12 protein-coding genes are annotated in these 14253 nt (G+C 65.8%); 6 read left to right on the top strand and 6 right to left on the bottom strand.

Going from position 1 to position 14253, the window contains the following annotated elements; all coding sequences use genetic code 11:
* Positions 1 to 74 precede the first annotated feature (74 nt).
* Positions 75 to 1022 carry an RluA family pseudouridine synthase gene (locus tag QRN52_RS12875; protein ID WP_284753264.1) on the top strand — a complete coding sequence of 316 codons (948 nt, stop codon included), beginning with the start codon at positions 75 to 77 and terminating at the stop codon, positions 1020 to 1022.
* A gap of 293 nt (positions 1023 to 1315) precedes the next feature.
* Positions 1316 to 1756: an SRPBCC family protein gene (locus QRN52_RS12870; protein ID WP_284753124.1), complete on the top strand. Its 441-nt coding sequence runs from the start codon at positions 1316 to 1318 to the stop codon at positions 1754 to 1756.
* Between the two features lie 30 nt (positions 1757 to 1786).
* Here QRN52_RS12870 and QRN52_RS12865 read toward each other — a convergent pair whose 3' ends face one another.
* Complete coding sequence (locus QRN52_RS12865; RefSeq protein ID WP_284753123.1) at positions 1787 to 2305, bottom strand: O-acetyl-ADP-ribose deacetylase; 519 nt, start codon at positions 2303 to 2305, stop codon at positions 1787 to 1789.
* A 57-nt stretch (positions 2306 to 2362) separates the two neighbouring features.
* Here QRN52_RS12865 and QRN52_RS12860 point away from each other — a divergent pair, with 57 nt between their 5' ends.
* Positions 2363 to 2986, top strand: coding sequence for a DedA family protein (locus tag QRN52_RS12860; protein ID WP_284753122.1), 624 nt, complete (start codon positions 2363 to 2365; stop codon positions 2984 to 2986).
* A gap of 19 nt (positions 2987 to 3005) precedes the next feature.
* On the opposite strand, the gene QRN52_RS12855 is transcribed toward QRN52_RS12860, so the two are convergent.
* Positions 3006 to 3311, bottom strand: a complete 306-nt coding sequence (locus tag QRN52_RS12855) for a hypothetical protein (protein ID WP_284753121.1) — start codon at positions 3309 to 3311, stop codon at positions 3006 to 3008.
* Positions 3312 to 3543: 232 nt separating this feature from the next.
* Positions 3544 to 6342: a phosphoenolpyruvate carboxylase gene (gene ppc, locus QRN52_RS12850; protein ID WP_284753119.1), complete on the bottom strand. Its 2799-nt coding sequence runs from the start codon at positions 6340 to 6342 to the stop codon at positions 3544 to 3546.
* A 299-nt stretch (positions 6343 to 6641) separates the two neighbouring features.
* Here ppc and QRN52_RS12845 point away from each other — a divergent pair, with 299 nt between their 5' ends.
* Both QRN52_RS12845 and QRN52_RS12840 read left to right on the top strand, forming a co-directional pair.
* A complete protein-coding gene (locus QRN52_RS12845; protein WP_284753117.1) occupies positions 6642 to 7478 on the top strand; it encodes a DUF1684 domain-containing protein in 837 nt (278 codons plus the stop codon).
* 121 nt (positions 7479 to 7599) lie between these two features.
* Positions 7600 to 9708 (top strand): DUF6807 family protein, encoded by a 2109-nt coding sequence (locus QRN52_RS12840; RefSeq protein ID WP_284753114.1) that lies wholly within the window; start codon positions 7600 to 7602, stop codon positions 9706 to 9708.
* 58 nt (positions 9709 to 9766) lie between these two features.
* Here QRN52_RS12840 and QRN52_RS12835 read toward each other — a convergent pair whose 3' ends face one another.
* The 3 genes from QRN52_RS12835 to QRN52_RS12825 are packed head-to-tail and all read right to left on the bottom strand — an operon-like array spanning position 9767 to position 13004.
* Positions 9767 to 10606 (bottom strand): sugar phosphate isomerase/epimerase family protein, encoded by an 840-nt coding sequence (locus tag QRN52_RS12835; RefSeq protein ID WP_284753262.1) that lies wholly within the window; start codon positions 10604 to 10606, stop codon positions 9767 to 9769.
* A gap of 14 nt (positions 10607 to 10620) precedes the next feature.
* A complete protein-coding gene (locus QRN52_RS12830) occupies positions 10621 to 11835 on the bottom strand; it encodes a dihydrodipicolinate synthase family protein (protein WP_284753113.1) in 1215 nt (404 codons plus the stop codon).
* The gene (locus tag QRN52_RS12825) at positions 11835 to 13004 is read right to left on the bottom strand and encodes a Gfo/Idh/MocA family protein (protein WP_284753111.1); all 1170 of its coding nucleotides are present in this window, start codon (positions 13002 to 13004) and stop codon (positions 11835 to 11837) included. Before QRN52_RS12825 ends, QRN52_RS12830 begins: the two co-directional genes overlap by 1 nt.
* 169 nt (positions 13005 to 13173) lie before the next feature.
* On the opposite strand from QRN52_RS12825, the gene QRN52_RS12820 reads away from it, so the two are divergent.
* Positions 13174 to 14226 carry a LacI family DNA-binding transcriptional regulator gene (locus QRN52_RS12820; protein ID WP_284753109.1) on the top strand — a complete coding sequence of 351 codons (1053 nt, stop codon included), beginning with the start codon at positions 13174 to 13176 and terminating at the stop codon, positions 14224 to 14226.
* Positions 14227 to 14253: the final 27 nt, after the last annotated feature.

Below are 14253 nucleotides of genomic sequence, written 5' to 3'. Positions count from 1 at the left end.
GGGGTGCCACCTACAGGCGATGGGGCGCCAGACACGACGGGCCTTGAGGCAGCCCTCGGTAGAATGGACCGGTGATGCAATCCCCCCTTCCCGTGCGCGACGGCGTCAACGCCACCCGTCTGCGCCTTCCGGACGAGGGGCCGTGGGACACCGCGATGGACTACATGATGCACCGCTGGGGCCATATCGACCCCCAGGGCATCGAGGACAGGTTCGACGCCGGTGAAATCGTCGGCGAGGGCGGGGCGCCCCTTGACCGCCGCACCCCCCTCGAAGAACACACCTTCATTTGGTACTATCGCACCCTCCCACCTGAGACCCGGCTGCCGGTGGAGATCAACATCCTTCACCAGGACGAGCACCTCCTGGTCGTCGACAAGCCCCACTTCCTGCCCACCACTCCGGGCGGAGCCTACATCCAGGAATCCGCGCTCGTCCGGCTCCGGAACCAGCTGGACCTGCCGGACCTCATCCCGATGCACCGGCTCGACCGAATGACCGCCGGCGTATTGCTGCTCTCCACCAACCCCGAGACCCGCGGCAAGTACCAGGTGCTCTTCGAAAAACGGCAGGTGCAAAAGGAGTACGAGTGCGTCTCCGCGGCGGCACCCGCCGCAGGCTTTCCCGCCGTCGAATTCCCCGCCGTCGTGCGCAATCGCATGACAAAATCCCGCAGCTACCTCCTCGCCGAGGTGATCGACGGCGAACCCAACGCAGAAACCCGCATTGAGCTGCTGAGAACGTTCGACGGCGGCGCTCACGACGGCGGCGCCGCCCGCCGAGCGCTGTACCGACTTGAGCCCCACACCGGCAAGACCCACCAGCTTCGCGTGCACATGGCTTCGCTCGGGCTGGGAATCGTGAACGACGCGTTCTACCCCGAACTCCTGGACAAGGCCCCGGACGACTACTCCAAGCCGCTGCAATTGCTCGCTCGCGGCATCCGCTTCGTTGACCCCATCAGCAAACAGTCCGTGGAGTATCGGAGCCGCCTCGAGCTAAGCGAAGCCCACCCCGCCTGACGCCCCCTCCAAACCCTCGCTCACCTGTGGCGCCCTTTCCCCAAACCCTCGCTCACCAAAATGAGGAACATGTTCAGCTTGGGGTCACATCTGAGCGAGCGTCCGGCCAAACACCCACATACGTGAGCGAGCGTCCCCCCCAAACACCCACATACCTGAGCGAGCGTCGGTATCCAGCGCGGGGCGGGGAAACAGCGGCTCGGTTCCACGTTGCCCGCCGGATCGGGCGTATATGCTCAGTCTTGCCGGCCCGATGACCGCGGGCGGAGTTCGGTCTCGCGAAAAGGAACCACATGGCCCACGCTGAAAACGAAGTCTCGATCAACCGCTCCGCAAACGACGTCTACGCCTTCTTGGCGAACGGGTTGAACAATACGCTGTGGCGTCCGGCAGTTAAAACCGTCGCCCTCGCAAGCGGGGAAGCAGGCAACCAGGGGGCCGTGTACTCCCAGACGATGGCAGGCCCCGGTGGCCGCACGATCGCCGGCGACTACGAGATCACCGCGGCCCAGCCGGGCAAGCGACTCGATTTCCAGGTCATTGCCGGCCCGGCCCGCCCAACAGGATCCTTCACGCTGAACGACAACGACGGCGGCACAACCGTACGCTTTACCTTGGATCTCCAACCCAAGGGCTTCATGAAGCTCATGGGGTCGATGATCACCAAGACCATGGAGGTGGAAGTCGGACAGCTCGGACAGCTGAAGTCCGTGCTTGAGGCGCAGTCCGCCTAACCCCGCGGGCGAAAGTGCGCGCCACTGTTCCTAAGCCCCGAACACGCTCCGGAACACGTCCGTCGTCTCCGCACTGAACAGAACAAATTCGACGAGTTCCAGACCACTGGAGTGTTCGGCGTCGAACCCGCTGACGACGTCGAGCGCTACTGTGGCGACCTCGCGCGCGTCCCAGCCGTAGACCCCCGCACTGATTGCGGGGAACGCAACAGAACGCGCCCCGAGGGAAGCGGCCACCTTCAAGCTCTGGCGGAAACACGAAGCCAGCAGTTCCGGATCGTTCTGGCCTGCATGCCGGTTGGGGCCAACGGTGTGGATCACCCATCGGGCAGGCAATTTGAAGCCGGGGGTGGCCACGGCTTGGCCCACCGGCAGTCCGTGCGGGTATCGCTCTCGCACCTCCATGCACGCGTTCAGGAGCTCCCGGCCGGCCGCGCGGTGGATCGCGCCGTCCACTCCGCCGCCGCCCATCAAAGACGAGTTGGCAGCGTTGACGATCGCGTCGACGTCGCGCGTGGTGATGTCACCCTGCAGGATTTCGAGCCGCATGGCGCCAGTCTTGCACGACACTCCGTCGGATGCACCAAAGTGGGGTAATTTGTGCCCATGGACATCACCACCGCCGATGGTTGGGGAGCCGCGATCTACGCCTGGATCATCCCCATGGTGGTCGGCGACGCGATCTTCCCGCCCATCCCGTCCGAGATGCTGGTGATCACGGGTGGCGCGCTGGCCGCTGAGGGTCGGGTCAACCTGTTGCTGGTGGGTCTGTTGGCCGCCGGCGGGTCGTGGTTGGGCGACATGATAGTTTTCCAGCTCTTCAAGCGCCGCTTGGGCCACGTCCTTGACCGCTGGGCCTGGGGCCGCAAAGTCCATCAGGGCATCCACCGGGCCATCGCCAGGGCCGGGCGCTCCTCCACCTACGGCGCGATTATCGGTGCCCGGTTCATCCCTGGTGGGCGGCTTGCTGCGTCGGCCGCTTCCGGGATCGCCGAGGTTTCCTCCCGCGGCTTCAGTCTCTGCGCCGGCTTGGGCGGCCTGTTGTGGGCCACGTGGCAAACCGGGTTGGGTTACTTTGCGGGCTCGACGACGAAGCTTCCGTTCTGGGCGAGCTCACTGATCGGCGTCGGCGTGGGGTTGGTGATCGGCGTCGTGGTGGGCGTGATCGTCACGCGTCGCCGGGGCGACCGTTCGCCGGTGGACGAGCCGGGCGAGCCGCCGCACCTTTAGGCGCGTCCCGGCGTCGGGCTCAAACCGGCGACCATTTCCCCCGTTTGCGGCGCAGCACGTAAAGGTTCCCTGTGAGCGCTACGCGTTCGACGGCGTCGCGCATCATGGCTGCCGACGCGCGGGCCTCGTTGTTCTCGCCCGGGTAGTCGCGCGGCTCCACCAGGAAGCGGAGGCTGATTTGGGCGACGCCACCAACAATGTCGAGCTGATTGGATTCGACATGATGACGCGTTTCCAGGGCCTCAACGGCAGCAGCCATCACCGACTCCGGCGGATTGCCCGGCTTGAGCCCGGTGATCTTCAACTTGGTCTGGAACGACGGCACCCCTCCACCCTAAACGCTCGCTCACCTGTGGCGCTCCCCCCGGAAACGCCGGCTCACATGATGTGAGCGAGCGTCGGGAAAAAGACCCATATAGGTGAGCGAGGGTCGGAGGGGCCCAACGCTCGCTCACAAACAAGCCCTCCCGGCCGCACGCTCGCTCACATGATGTGAGCGAGCGTGCGCCAAAAGACCCACATAAGTGAGCGAGGGTCGGAGGGAAGGGAAGTACGGGCTATCCAGTGTTGCGGAGGCCGGCGGCCACGCCGTTGACGGTGATGAGCATGGCCCTCTGAAGGCGTTCGTCGATCTCGGCACCGGAAATGGAAGCTTCACGGACGCGGCGCAACAACTCCACCTGCAGGTAGCTGATGGGGTCGAGGTATTGGTCGCGGATTTCGAGGGAACGCTTGAGCGTCGGCTGGGCTTCCAGGAGCTCGGTTTCGCCGCTCAGGAGTTCCACTTCGGCAACCGTGAGGTCGTACTCAGCCCGGATTGCCTTGAACAAGTGATGCAACTCTTCAGGAACCAAGGAGGACACATAATGCCCTGCGATGTCCATGTCCGTCTTGGCCAAGGTCATCTCCACGTTGGAAATCACGGACTGGAAGAAGTGCCAGCGCTTCATCATCTCTGCAAGCTCGGCGGTGTTGCCTGCCTCGCGAGCTGCCTTCAGCCCTGAGCCCACGCCGAACCACCCCGGAACGATCTGCCGCGACTGCGTCCAACCAAAGACCCACGGAATGGCTCGCAACCCACCCAGTCCGGCACCGGAGTCCGGGCGTTTGGAGGGCCGCGAGCCGATGTTCAGGGATCCGAGTTGCTCCACAGGCGTCGAGGCAAGGAAGTACGCCGGCAGGTCCGGATCGTCGATCAGTGAACGGTACTGGGCAAACGCGGCGTCGGAAATGATCTCCATGACGTGTCCGTAGCGCTCACGCTCGTCGTCGGAGGTGCGCGGGGTGCGGTGCAGCGCGGACCCCTGCATCACGGCGGCCAGGGACAGCTCAAGGTTTTCGCGGGCGAGTTCCGGCAGGGAGTACTTGTCCGAGATGACTTCGCCCTGTTCGGTGAACTTGATCGCGCCTTCAAGCACGCCGTTCGGCTGGGCCATGATGGCGTCGTAGGTGGGCCCGCCACCACGGCCCACGGAACCGCCGCGGCCATGGAACAGCCGGACGTTCACGCCGTGCTTGGCGGCGACGTCGCGCAGCTTGCGCTGGGTCTTGTGGATCTCCCATTGGCTGGTCATGACGCCGGATTCCTTGTTGGAGTCCGAGTAGCCCAGCATGATCTCCTGGACATCGCCACGCAGCCGTACGAGCTCGCGGTAGGAGGGATCGGAGAGCAGCAAGTCAACGATTTCGGCCGAGGCCCGCAGCTCTTCGACGGTCTCCAGGAGCGGGGCGAAACCGATCTTGGCATACGGAGCCGCGCCGAACAGCTCGATCAGCCCTGCTTCGCGGGCCAGCACCGCGGCAGCCAGGACATCGTCCGCGCCGCGCGTCATGGAGATGATGTAGGTCTCGACGACGTCGGGCCCGTATGTCTGGAGGGCGTGGCGGATGCTGCGGAAGACGTCGTAGGTGCGGTCGCCGTCGCCGTCGAGCTTGATGGGGTGGCCGGACAGCGGGCGGCGCGAAGCCAGCTCCGCGCTCAGCCGCTCGAAGCGTTCGGCTCGGCTCAACTCGCCGTAGGGGGTCCCGACGCCGATCCGGTCCACCAACTGCCCGACGGCGTCGTGGTGGTAGTCGGCATGCTCGCGAATGTCGAGGGTCGCCAAGTGCAGCCCGAAGGAAGCGATCGCGCGGCGGACCCGGGCCAGGGCGCCGTCGGCCACGAGCACAGCCGAGTGCTTCCGCAGCGAGGCTTCCAGCAGTTCCAGTTCAGCCAACAACTCCGAGGTGGAGGCGTAGTCGCGGCCGGGTTCGTGGTGGCTGGATGCGGACACGCGGCGGCCCGTGTTGATGAGCTTGGCCTTGATGCAGGTCAGCTTGAGGCGGTAGGGCTCCTGCGCGTTCAGCTCCAGGATGCGCTTGTCCAGGCCAGGCAGGTTCTTGAGGTCGACGGCAATCGAGTCAAGCAGGTCCCCTTCCGCGTCCACCAGGGCGGTGGAGTTGGAGAGGATGGAAATCAGTTCGTCGATCATCGAGATGCTGATCCGCACGGCGTGCTGGTTCTGCAGCTGCAGGATTTCGCGGGTGACGGACGCAGTGACGTTCGGGTTGCCGTCGCGGTCTCCGCCGATCCAGGAACCGAAGCGGATGGGGGCGTTGTGCGCCGGCAGCACGACGCCGTGCTCCCCTAGCAGCTCGGAAAGGTCCGTAAGCATTTCCGGCATGGCATCGGTCAGGATGCTGCTCAGGTAGTAGATGGCGTTGCGGGCCTCGTCCACAGGAGTGGGGCGGACTTGGCGCAGTTCGTCGGTCTGCCACATCTGGTCGATGATCTCGGCGAGCTGGCGGTCCTGTCGACGTCGGGCGGCCGTGCCCTCAACAGTAGATTCGGCCAGGACGTCCGAGAGCTTGCGGATCTTGTCCAGCACCGAACGGCGAGAGGCTTCAGTGGGGTGCGCGGTGAAAATAGGACGAACGTCGAGCTCATTGACGACGTCCTGCAGGGCCTGGGTACCGGCCTCGTCGGCGATCTCGGCGACGGCTTTGGCCAACCAGCCGTCCTTTTCCTGGCGGGTGCGCAGTCCGCGGACGCGGTGCACTTGCTCGGCGGCGTTGGCGAGGTGGAAATAGAAGGCGAAGGCGCGGACTAGCTCGGTGGCTTCCTCAAGGGGCAATGAGGCGAGCAACTCACGGACCTGGGCGACGACGTCGTGCGCGCTCCACGGGCCTGTGGCGTCGGCGCCGCCGCGGGCGGCTTCCTTGGATTCCTTGGTGAGCAGGCGCACCTGCTCGACGAGCTGAAGCAGTTCGGGGCCATGCTGGCGGACCAACGACTCTCCGAGAAGCGTGGAGACGCGGCGGACATCGGCCCGCAGTTCCGCGGCAAGGTCGGTGCTGAGATGTGCAGTGTCAACCATGAAAAATACCTTCTGGCGTTGGGTGTGGCCCGTACACTGCGCTGGATACTGTGAGCCGGATTACTAATATTTCCAAAGGAATCCTACCCGCAGCCCTTACACGGGTGGCAATCCGTCTCAAATGTTGTCGCAGGTTCCGCCTGCGCGCCCTGGCCGCCTCGGGCCGCCCAACTGACTAGCAGTTGTTGTCGTTATGAGCCGTCAAAACGACATCTACTGCTAGTTAGTTGGGTTCCGGGAATGGTGGCGACGGGTGCATGGTTAAGCCAACGAACACCGCCCTACCCGCTGGAGGAACCATGAGCGCAACAGCCCCCGCAAGCAACGCCCAGCTGGAACGCTGGCAGCGTTTCCGCACCGGCCGCAACACAGCGCTCGCAGCGGACCACGGCTGGCTGAGCCTCACCTCCTTCCAATGGCTCGAATCCGCACCTGCCGCCGTCGAGCTCGTCCCCGGGCTTTGGTCTACGGACGGCACGACGGCGACACTCACCGCGAGCGCGGCGGACGGACTCACGCTCGTGGAGACGGGAGCTCCCGTGGACGGCACGATTTCGGCCACCCTCCAGGACGAGGAATCGCTCATGTGGGTGCAGTTCGGCGGCGCGGATGGCACGGAGGTTGTGGTGGAACTGGCCATGCGCGCGGACAAGTACGCCATCCGCACGAGGGACAACTCCTCGCCGGTGTTGACGGAGTTCGACGCCGTTCCCACCTTTGAATACAACCCGGACTGGGTGCTTGAAGGCCGCTTCGAGGCGTACCCCGAGCCCGTGGATGTGCCGATCGGGACAGCCAATCCTTTGGTGGATGGGGTGCACCGATCGGTAGGCGAGGTGGTTTTCCGGGCGCCCGGACTTCCCCACGAGATCCGCCTGCACGCCGAGGCCGAGAAGCTCGGAGCCCTCACCGTGACCTTCCACGACGAGACGAACGGCAACACCACGGACGAATGGCGCAAGCTGGCCGTCTCGCGCCCCCGGCCCGACGGTTCCGTGGTCCTCGACTTCAACCGCGCCATCAACTACCCGAGCGCTTTCACCCCGTATGGCACATGCCCCATGCCTGTAGCGGGAAATTCGATCGACGTCGCGGTCGAGGCCGGGGAGAAACTGCCGGCCGGCCGGATCGTCTAAACGCAGGGCGTTACATCTCCCCCCGACCCAAGGTACACTCTTCTTGGAAAGCGCTTACCAAGCGCCCTGAAACGACACCGACGTCAGCTACCCCGCCTTCCGGGGACAGATGAGGAGAGCCATGGGCACCCTGTCCACGCCCGTCCCGGCAGAATACAAACAGCCCGGCCATGCGCCCAGCAGGGTGGCCCTTATAGGAGTCCACGGCTTCGGCGCGCACCACCTTCAGAACCTCGAAAGGCTCCAGGCCAACGGCGTCGTCCGCCTTGTTGCCGTCGCGGATCCGAATCCGCCTGCACCCGGCGCCCTCCCGCCCGGAACCGAGGTATTCAGCACCTTGGACGAACTCCTGGCGGGAACCTCCGCGCTGGACCTGGTCATTGTGGCCACCCCTATCCAGACGCACGCGCAACTCGCCCTCACGACGCTCCCCCACGCCGATTTGTACCTCGAGAAGCCTCCAGTGGCTTCCCTCGCCGACTTCAATCAGCTGCAGGAAGCCGCCACCGCGGCCGGCAGAAGCGTCCAGGTCGGCTTCCAAAGCCTCGGATCCCGGGCCCTCCCGGCCATTGAGGAACTGCTTGCGGCGGGAGAGATCGGCACGCTCCTGGGCATCTCGGCCACCGGGCGTTGGGTGCGTGACCGCGCCTATTACAAACGCTCGCGCTGGGCGGGCAGACGCAGCCTGGACGGCATCGACGTCGTGGACGGAGTGGCAACCAACCCCTTGGCACACGCGATCGCCACCGCCCTGAGGATCGCCGGGGCGCGGACGGTGGACGATCTTGTCTCGGTGGAAACCGACTTGTACAGAGCCAACGACATCGAATCCGACGACACCTCGGTGATCCGGATCCGCACCGCTGCGGGCCTGCCCATCACGTGTGCGCTCACTCTCTGCGCCGGCGAGTCCGTGGAACCGTACATCACCCTGCAGGGCAGCGAAGGCACGGCGGTGTTCCACTACACCGAAGACCGCCTCACGGTCAGCTCTGCCGCCGGGGAGCGCGAAACGGTATACGGCCGGGTAGACCTCACTGAAGACCTGCTGGAACATGGTCACCAGCAGCGCTCGACGCCGGGCCCCGCGGCGCCGCTGATCAGTCCCCTCGCGGACAGCGGCGCCTTCATGCAGGTCCTCGAGGCGATCCGCACCGCAGAGTCTCCGGCGCTGATCCCTGGGCGATACGTCACTTGGGAGGGCGACGGTGACGCCGCCCGTGCCGTGGTCGACGGAATCGAAGACGCCCTGGAACGCGCGACGGCGGCGCACGCCACCTTCAGCGAACTCGGCTTGCCTTGGGCGCGGCCGGCCGTCGACGCAGGAAACACGGTTTTGAGCATGCCCGACGGCGGTGGGGTGCCCGACGGCGGGGAGCCGGGCGGCGCTGCTAACGAAACCGGGCCGGGTGGCGCCGTCGTCTTGGCAACCCTACAGAGCGGCGCCGGTCTGGCCGCGAGGCTCTCCCCGCGGCCCTATCTGCACCCGGTCCGCACACTCGCCGGAGTCACCGTCACCGATCACCTCCCCGCGGACCATCCCTGGCACCTTGGCGCGGGATTCGCCTTGCAAGATGTGAACGGGACCAATTTCTGGGGCGGCAAAACGTACGTCCGAGCTGCCGGCCGTTACGAAGAACGCCAAGACCATGGGCGCATCGTTGAAGTCTCCGCAACTCACGCGCCCAGCTTGCTGGAGCAGGAATTGAGCTGGCAGGCACCGGACGGCGCCGAACTTCTCCGCGAACGCCGCACCACCCGCTCCCGGCAGCTCGACCACCGCACATGGCAACTGGAGCTAAGAACCGAACTGACCGCCGTCGTCGACTCCTCACTGGGCGGCCCCGGCTCAAACGGCGCCCTCGGAAGCGGCTACGGCGGTTTCTTCTGGCGCTTGCCTGCGTGCGCCGGGGCAGAAGTCTTCACAGCGGAAAGTCGTGGGGAGCCCGAAGTCCACGGCTCGGCGTCACCGTGGCTGGCCTGGGCAGCGGACTTTCCTGATGGCCCTGCCACCCTGGTGTTCGCAGCTCCGGCTGCGGCGCAGGATCCCTGGTTCGTCCGGATGGCGGATTACCCCGCAGTGGGTTCGGCCCTCGCCTGGGACCGGTCAGTGGAGCTTGCAGCAGGCGACTCCCTGGTCCGCACCTTCACGGTGTGGATCGTCGACGGCAGGCTGTCTCCGGGCGAGGTTGCAAAACTGGTGGCCGGGCGGGTCTCCGCCACGGGATAGGCACACTGAAAGGGCGGGGCACGCAATGTGCCCCGCCCTTCAGACCGCCGCCGTGCCGTTAGGCGTACGGCAGCACGAGTTCCGCGTAGCGCTGCTTCATGGTTTCCAGGACCGAATCGCCGTCGGCGTCCCAGATGTCCCGGTTGAAGATCTCCACTTCGATGTCGCCCGTGTAGCCGGCGTCGCGCACCCAGGCGCCGATCGTCGCGAAGTCGATCACGCCGTCGCCCATCATGCCGCGCGAGAGCAGCGCGTCGGCGGCGATGGGGACGTTGAAATCGCACACCTGGTAGGAAGCGATCCGGTTTTCCCGGCCGGCCCGCTGGATCTGCTTCTTCAGCTCCGGATCCCACCACACATGGAAGGTGTCGACGGCGACGCCGACCGCCCTCGTGTCGTAGGGTGCGGCGAGGTCGAGCGCCTGGCCGAGGGTCGAGATGAGAGCCCGGTCCGCTGCGTACATCGGGTGCAGGGGTTCGAGCACGAGCCGGACCCCGTGTTCGACGGCGAAGGGCACCAGGTCCTCAAGGCGGTCGGCCACGCGCTGGCGGGCCGCGACGACGTCCTTCTCTCCCGGGGCGAGTCCGCCGACCACCAGGAACAGCTCCTGCGTATCCAGCGCGACGGCTTCGAGGACGGCTGCACGGTTATCCGCCAAAGCGGCTGCCTGCCCTTCGGCGTCGGCCGCTGTGAGGAAGCCGCCGCGGCAGAGGGACGAGACACGAAGTCCGGCGTCCTTGATCAGCTTGGCCGCTTTGTCCAGACCAGTGTCGGCGACGATGTCCCGCCACGGCCCGATCGCCGGGATCCCGGCACGGACGCAACCGTCCACAGCCTCGGTGAGCGTCCATTTCTTGGTGGTGGCGCTGTTCAGTGACAATCTGGAAAAGTCGGACAATCGCAAAAAGTCGCTCATGCGCCCACTCCATTGATGCGGAGGTAGTCGGACATGCGGAAGGCGGCCAGCGCCGGATCGCTCAGGAGCCCGGCTTGGTCGGCGAGTTCGAAGGTGCGTGCAAGGTGGACCACGGAGCGGCCGGAATGCAGCCCCCCGACCATCTGGAAGCCGGGCTGCTTGCCGTTGAGCCAGGACATGAACGCGATCCCGGTCTTGTAGTAGAACGTGGGGGCGCTGAAGATGTGCTTGCCCAGTTCGCGGGTGGAGTCCAGGATGGCACGCGCGTGCGCGGCGTCGCCGGCGTCGTACTTCTGCAGCGCGACCGAAGCGGCAGGATAGATCGCGGCGAAGATGCCCAACAACGCGTCCGAGTGGTGGGCGCCGTCGCCGTCGATCAGTTCCGGGTAGTTGAAATCGTCGCCGGTGTACAGGCGGACACCCTCCGGAAGGGCTGCGCGCAGGGCAACTTCATGCGAAGCGTCGAGCAGCGAGACCTTCACTCCGTCCACTTTGTCCGCGTGGTCCCGGATCAGGCCAAGGAAGGTTTCCGTTGCTTCGGCGACGTCGTCCGATCCCCAATAGCCGGCCAGGGCGGGGTCGAACATGGTCCCGAGCCAGTGCAGGATGACGGGCTGGTCAACCTCGCTGAGAAGCGAGGAGTAGACCTGCAGATAGTCCTCAGGGGTCGTCGCCACCTTGGCCAGCGCCCGCGACGCCATGATGATGACCTTGGGTCCCGCTTCGCCCACGACGGCGATCTGCTCGCGGTACGCGTCCAGCACGGCCTTGATTCCGGCGGGCCCCTCGGGGACGGAGTCCAGGTCCAGCTGGTCGGTTCCGGCACCGCAGGAGACGAGGTCCCTGACGGTTTTCCCGGCGGTAGCCGCGTTGCCGGATACCACCACGGAAGCCGCTTCGACGCCGGTTCGTTTGATGAGCTGCTGGGTGGCGGCCCAGTCCAGGCCCATGCCGCGCTGTGCCGTGTCCATGGCGTCGGCAACACCCAGGCCGTAGGACCACAGCTCGTGCCGGTACGCCATGGTGGCGGCCCAGTCCAAGCGCACGGGGGCGCCAGGGGTGTTGTCGGCCGTCGCTTCGGGGATCACGTGCGCCGCGGCGTAGGCGCGCCGGGACGTCAAAGGCGCTGTCGGCCTGGCCCACGACGTGGCCGGCTGCACCTTGTAGAGGCGGGTTCCGCCGTCGTGGTTTGGAAGAAGGAGGGAAGTCATCAGAGCACGATCTCCGGGATGTCGATGGTGCGGCGCTCGTCCGAGGACTGCAGGCCGAGTTCGGCGAGCTGCACGCCGCGGGCGGCGGAAAGCAGGCCGAAGCGGTGTTCCCGGCCGGCGACGACGTCGCGCAGGAATTCTTCCCACTGCAACTTGAAGCCGTTGTCCAGATCGGCGTTCGCGGGAACTTCCTGCCACTGGCTGCGGAAGGACTCGGTGACGGGCAGGTCCGGGTTCCAGACGGGCTTGGGTGTGTGGGCGCGCTGCTGCGCGACGCACTTGTTCAAGCCCGCGACGGCGGAGCCGTGCGTGCCGTCGACCTGGAACTCCACGAGTTCGTCGCGGTAGACGCGGACGGCCCAGGAGGAGTTGATCTGCCCGACGACGTCGTCCCCGCCCGGGGTCTCAAGCTCGAAGATGCCGTAAGAGGCGTCGTCGGCAGTGGCCTTGTATTCCTTGCCCTGTTCGTCCCAACGGGTCGGGATGTGGGTGGCGGTCTTGGCGTTGACGCTCTTGACCTTGCCGATGATGCCTTCAAGGACATAGTTCCAGTGGCAGAACATGTCCGTTGTCATGCCGCCGCCGTCCTCCTTGCGGTAGTTCCACGACGGACGCTGCGCTGCCTGGACGTCGCCTTCGAACACCCAATAGCCGAATTCTCCGCGGATCGAGAGGATGCGGCCGAAGAAGCCTTCGTCCACGAGGCGGCGCAGCTTGACCAGGCCCGGCAGGTACAGCTTGTCGTGCACCACACCGGCCGTGACGCCGGATTCCTTGCCGATGCGGGCCAGCTCGATGGCTTCCTCGAGTGTCTCCGCCGTCGGCTTTTCGGTGAAGATGTGCTTTCCGGCGCGCATGGCCTTCTTCAGCGTCGCCGCGCGGAGGCTCGTCATCGACGCATCGAAAACGACGTCGACGGTGGGGTCGTTGATGACCGCGTCGAGGTCGGTGGACCACTCGGAGACCTTGTGGAGTTCGGCCAGTTCCCGGATCTTCGCCTCGTTGCGGCCGACCAGGATCGGTTCGACCTGGACGCGGGTCCCGTCTGCCAAGGTGAAGCCCCCGGCGTCGCGGATGGGGAGGATGGAACGCAGCAAGTGCTGGCGGTAACCCATCCGCCCGGTGATGCCGTTCATGGCGATTCGGATCGTCTTTGTTTCGTAGCCCATGAGTCCTTCTTCAGGTGGAAAGTAATGAGGTGGGAAAGCGCATTCCCAATGCATTCATGATGACACGCCACCACGGGTCTGGCAATCGCTTTCCCAAGGCCAGTTAGGACTGCAATAATCGGATGTCGCTGGAAGTGCCCGAGACTGAGGCTTTGAAGAGGAGTTGTCCGTGACTGCAAGCACGCTGTCCGAAGTGGCCAAACTGGCCGGCGTCTCCCCCGCCACCGCCTCCCGGGTGCTCAATGGTTCCGCGAGGACGCCCGCCCCGGAAATCGCCGAGCGCGTCCGGCAGGCGGCCGACACCCTGGGCTACATCGCGAACGCCCAGGCCCAGGCGTTGGCGAAATCCAGCACGGGGCTCATTGGCCTGATCGTCCATGACATCGCGGACCCATATTTTTCCGCCATAGCGCAAGGCGTCCAGGCCGCAGCACGGCAAGAGCGCCGCATGGTGCTGCTCGCCACCACCAACGGCACACCCGCTGAAGAGAAGGAAGCCGTCGCCGCTTTCGCTGCACGGCGGGCCGAGTCGATCGTCATCGCAGGATCGCGTTCAACACGCTCCGAAGACGCCCGCGCGAACACCGAGCTAGCCGCCGAACTGGACCGCTACTGCCGCAACGGCGGGCGCGTGGGCGTCGTCGGGCAAGCGATTCTGGGCGTGGCCGAAACGGACAACTACCGCACGATCGCCGTCCCGAACGAACAACTTGCGCGGGATCTGGCGCGGGATCTGGCGCGCACCCACAAAGGGCCGTTCGTCATTGTGGCCGGTCCAGAGGGGCTGACCACTTCGGATGAGCGCGTCACGGGATTCCAACGAGGCTTGTCCGACGCCGGGCAGCCAGCCGCGGATGTTGTGCACGTCCCGTTCAACCGGAACGGCGGCTTCGACGCCGGTATTGAGCTTGCCTGGCGGATCAAGGCCTCCGGCCAGCCGGTACCGGAACCGCGCTTGTGCATCTTCGCGACCAACGATGTCATGGCCATCGGGGTTGCAGCCGCGTTGAGGGACCAGGGGCTCAGGATCCCCCACGACGCCAGCCTCGCAGGATTCGACGACATCCAATGGCTCCGGGACTTCCGGCCGGCGCTCTCCACCGTGAGCCTGCCGCTGGAGGAAATCGGACGGCTGGCAACCATTGCGACCCTTTCCGACGACGGCGGTCCGGCGGCCGTCGCGGGCAGCGTCACCCTCCGCAGGAGCACGGGTTCGTCCTAGTTCCTGGGGTTCGCGGCGGCTCCACAT

The organism is Arthrobacter sp. efr-133-R2A-120, assembly GCF_030209835.1.
In the GTDB taxonomy this organism is placed as follows: Bacteria; Actinomycetota; Actinomycetes; order Actinomycetales; family Micrococcaceae; genus Arthrobacter.
The sequence above is the reverse complement of the archived record's forward strand: the minus strand, read 5'-3'. Positions and strand labels throughout refer to the sequence as shown.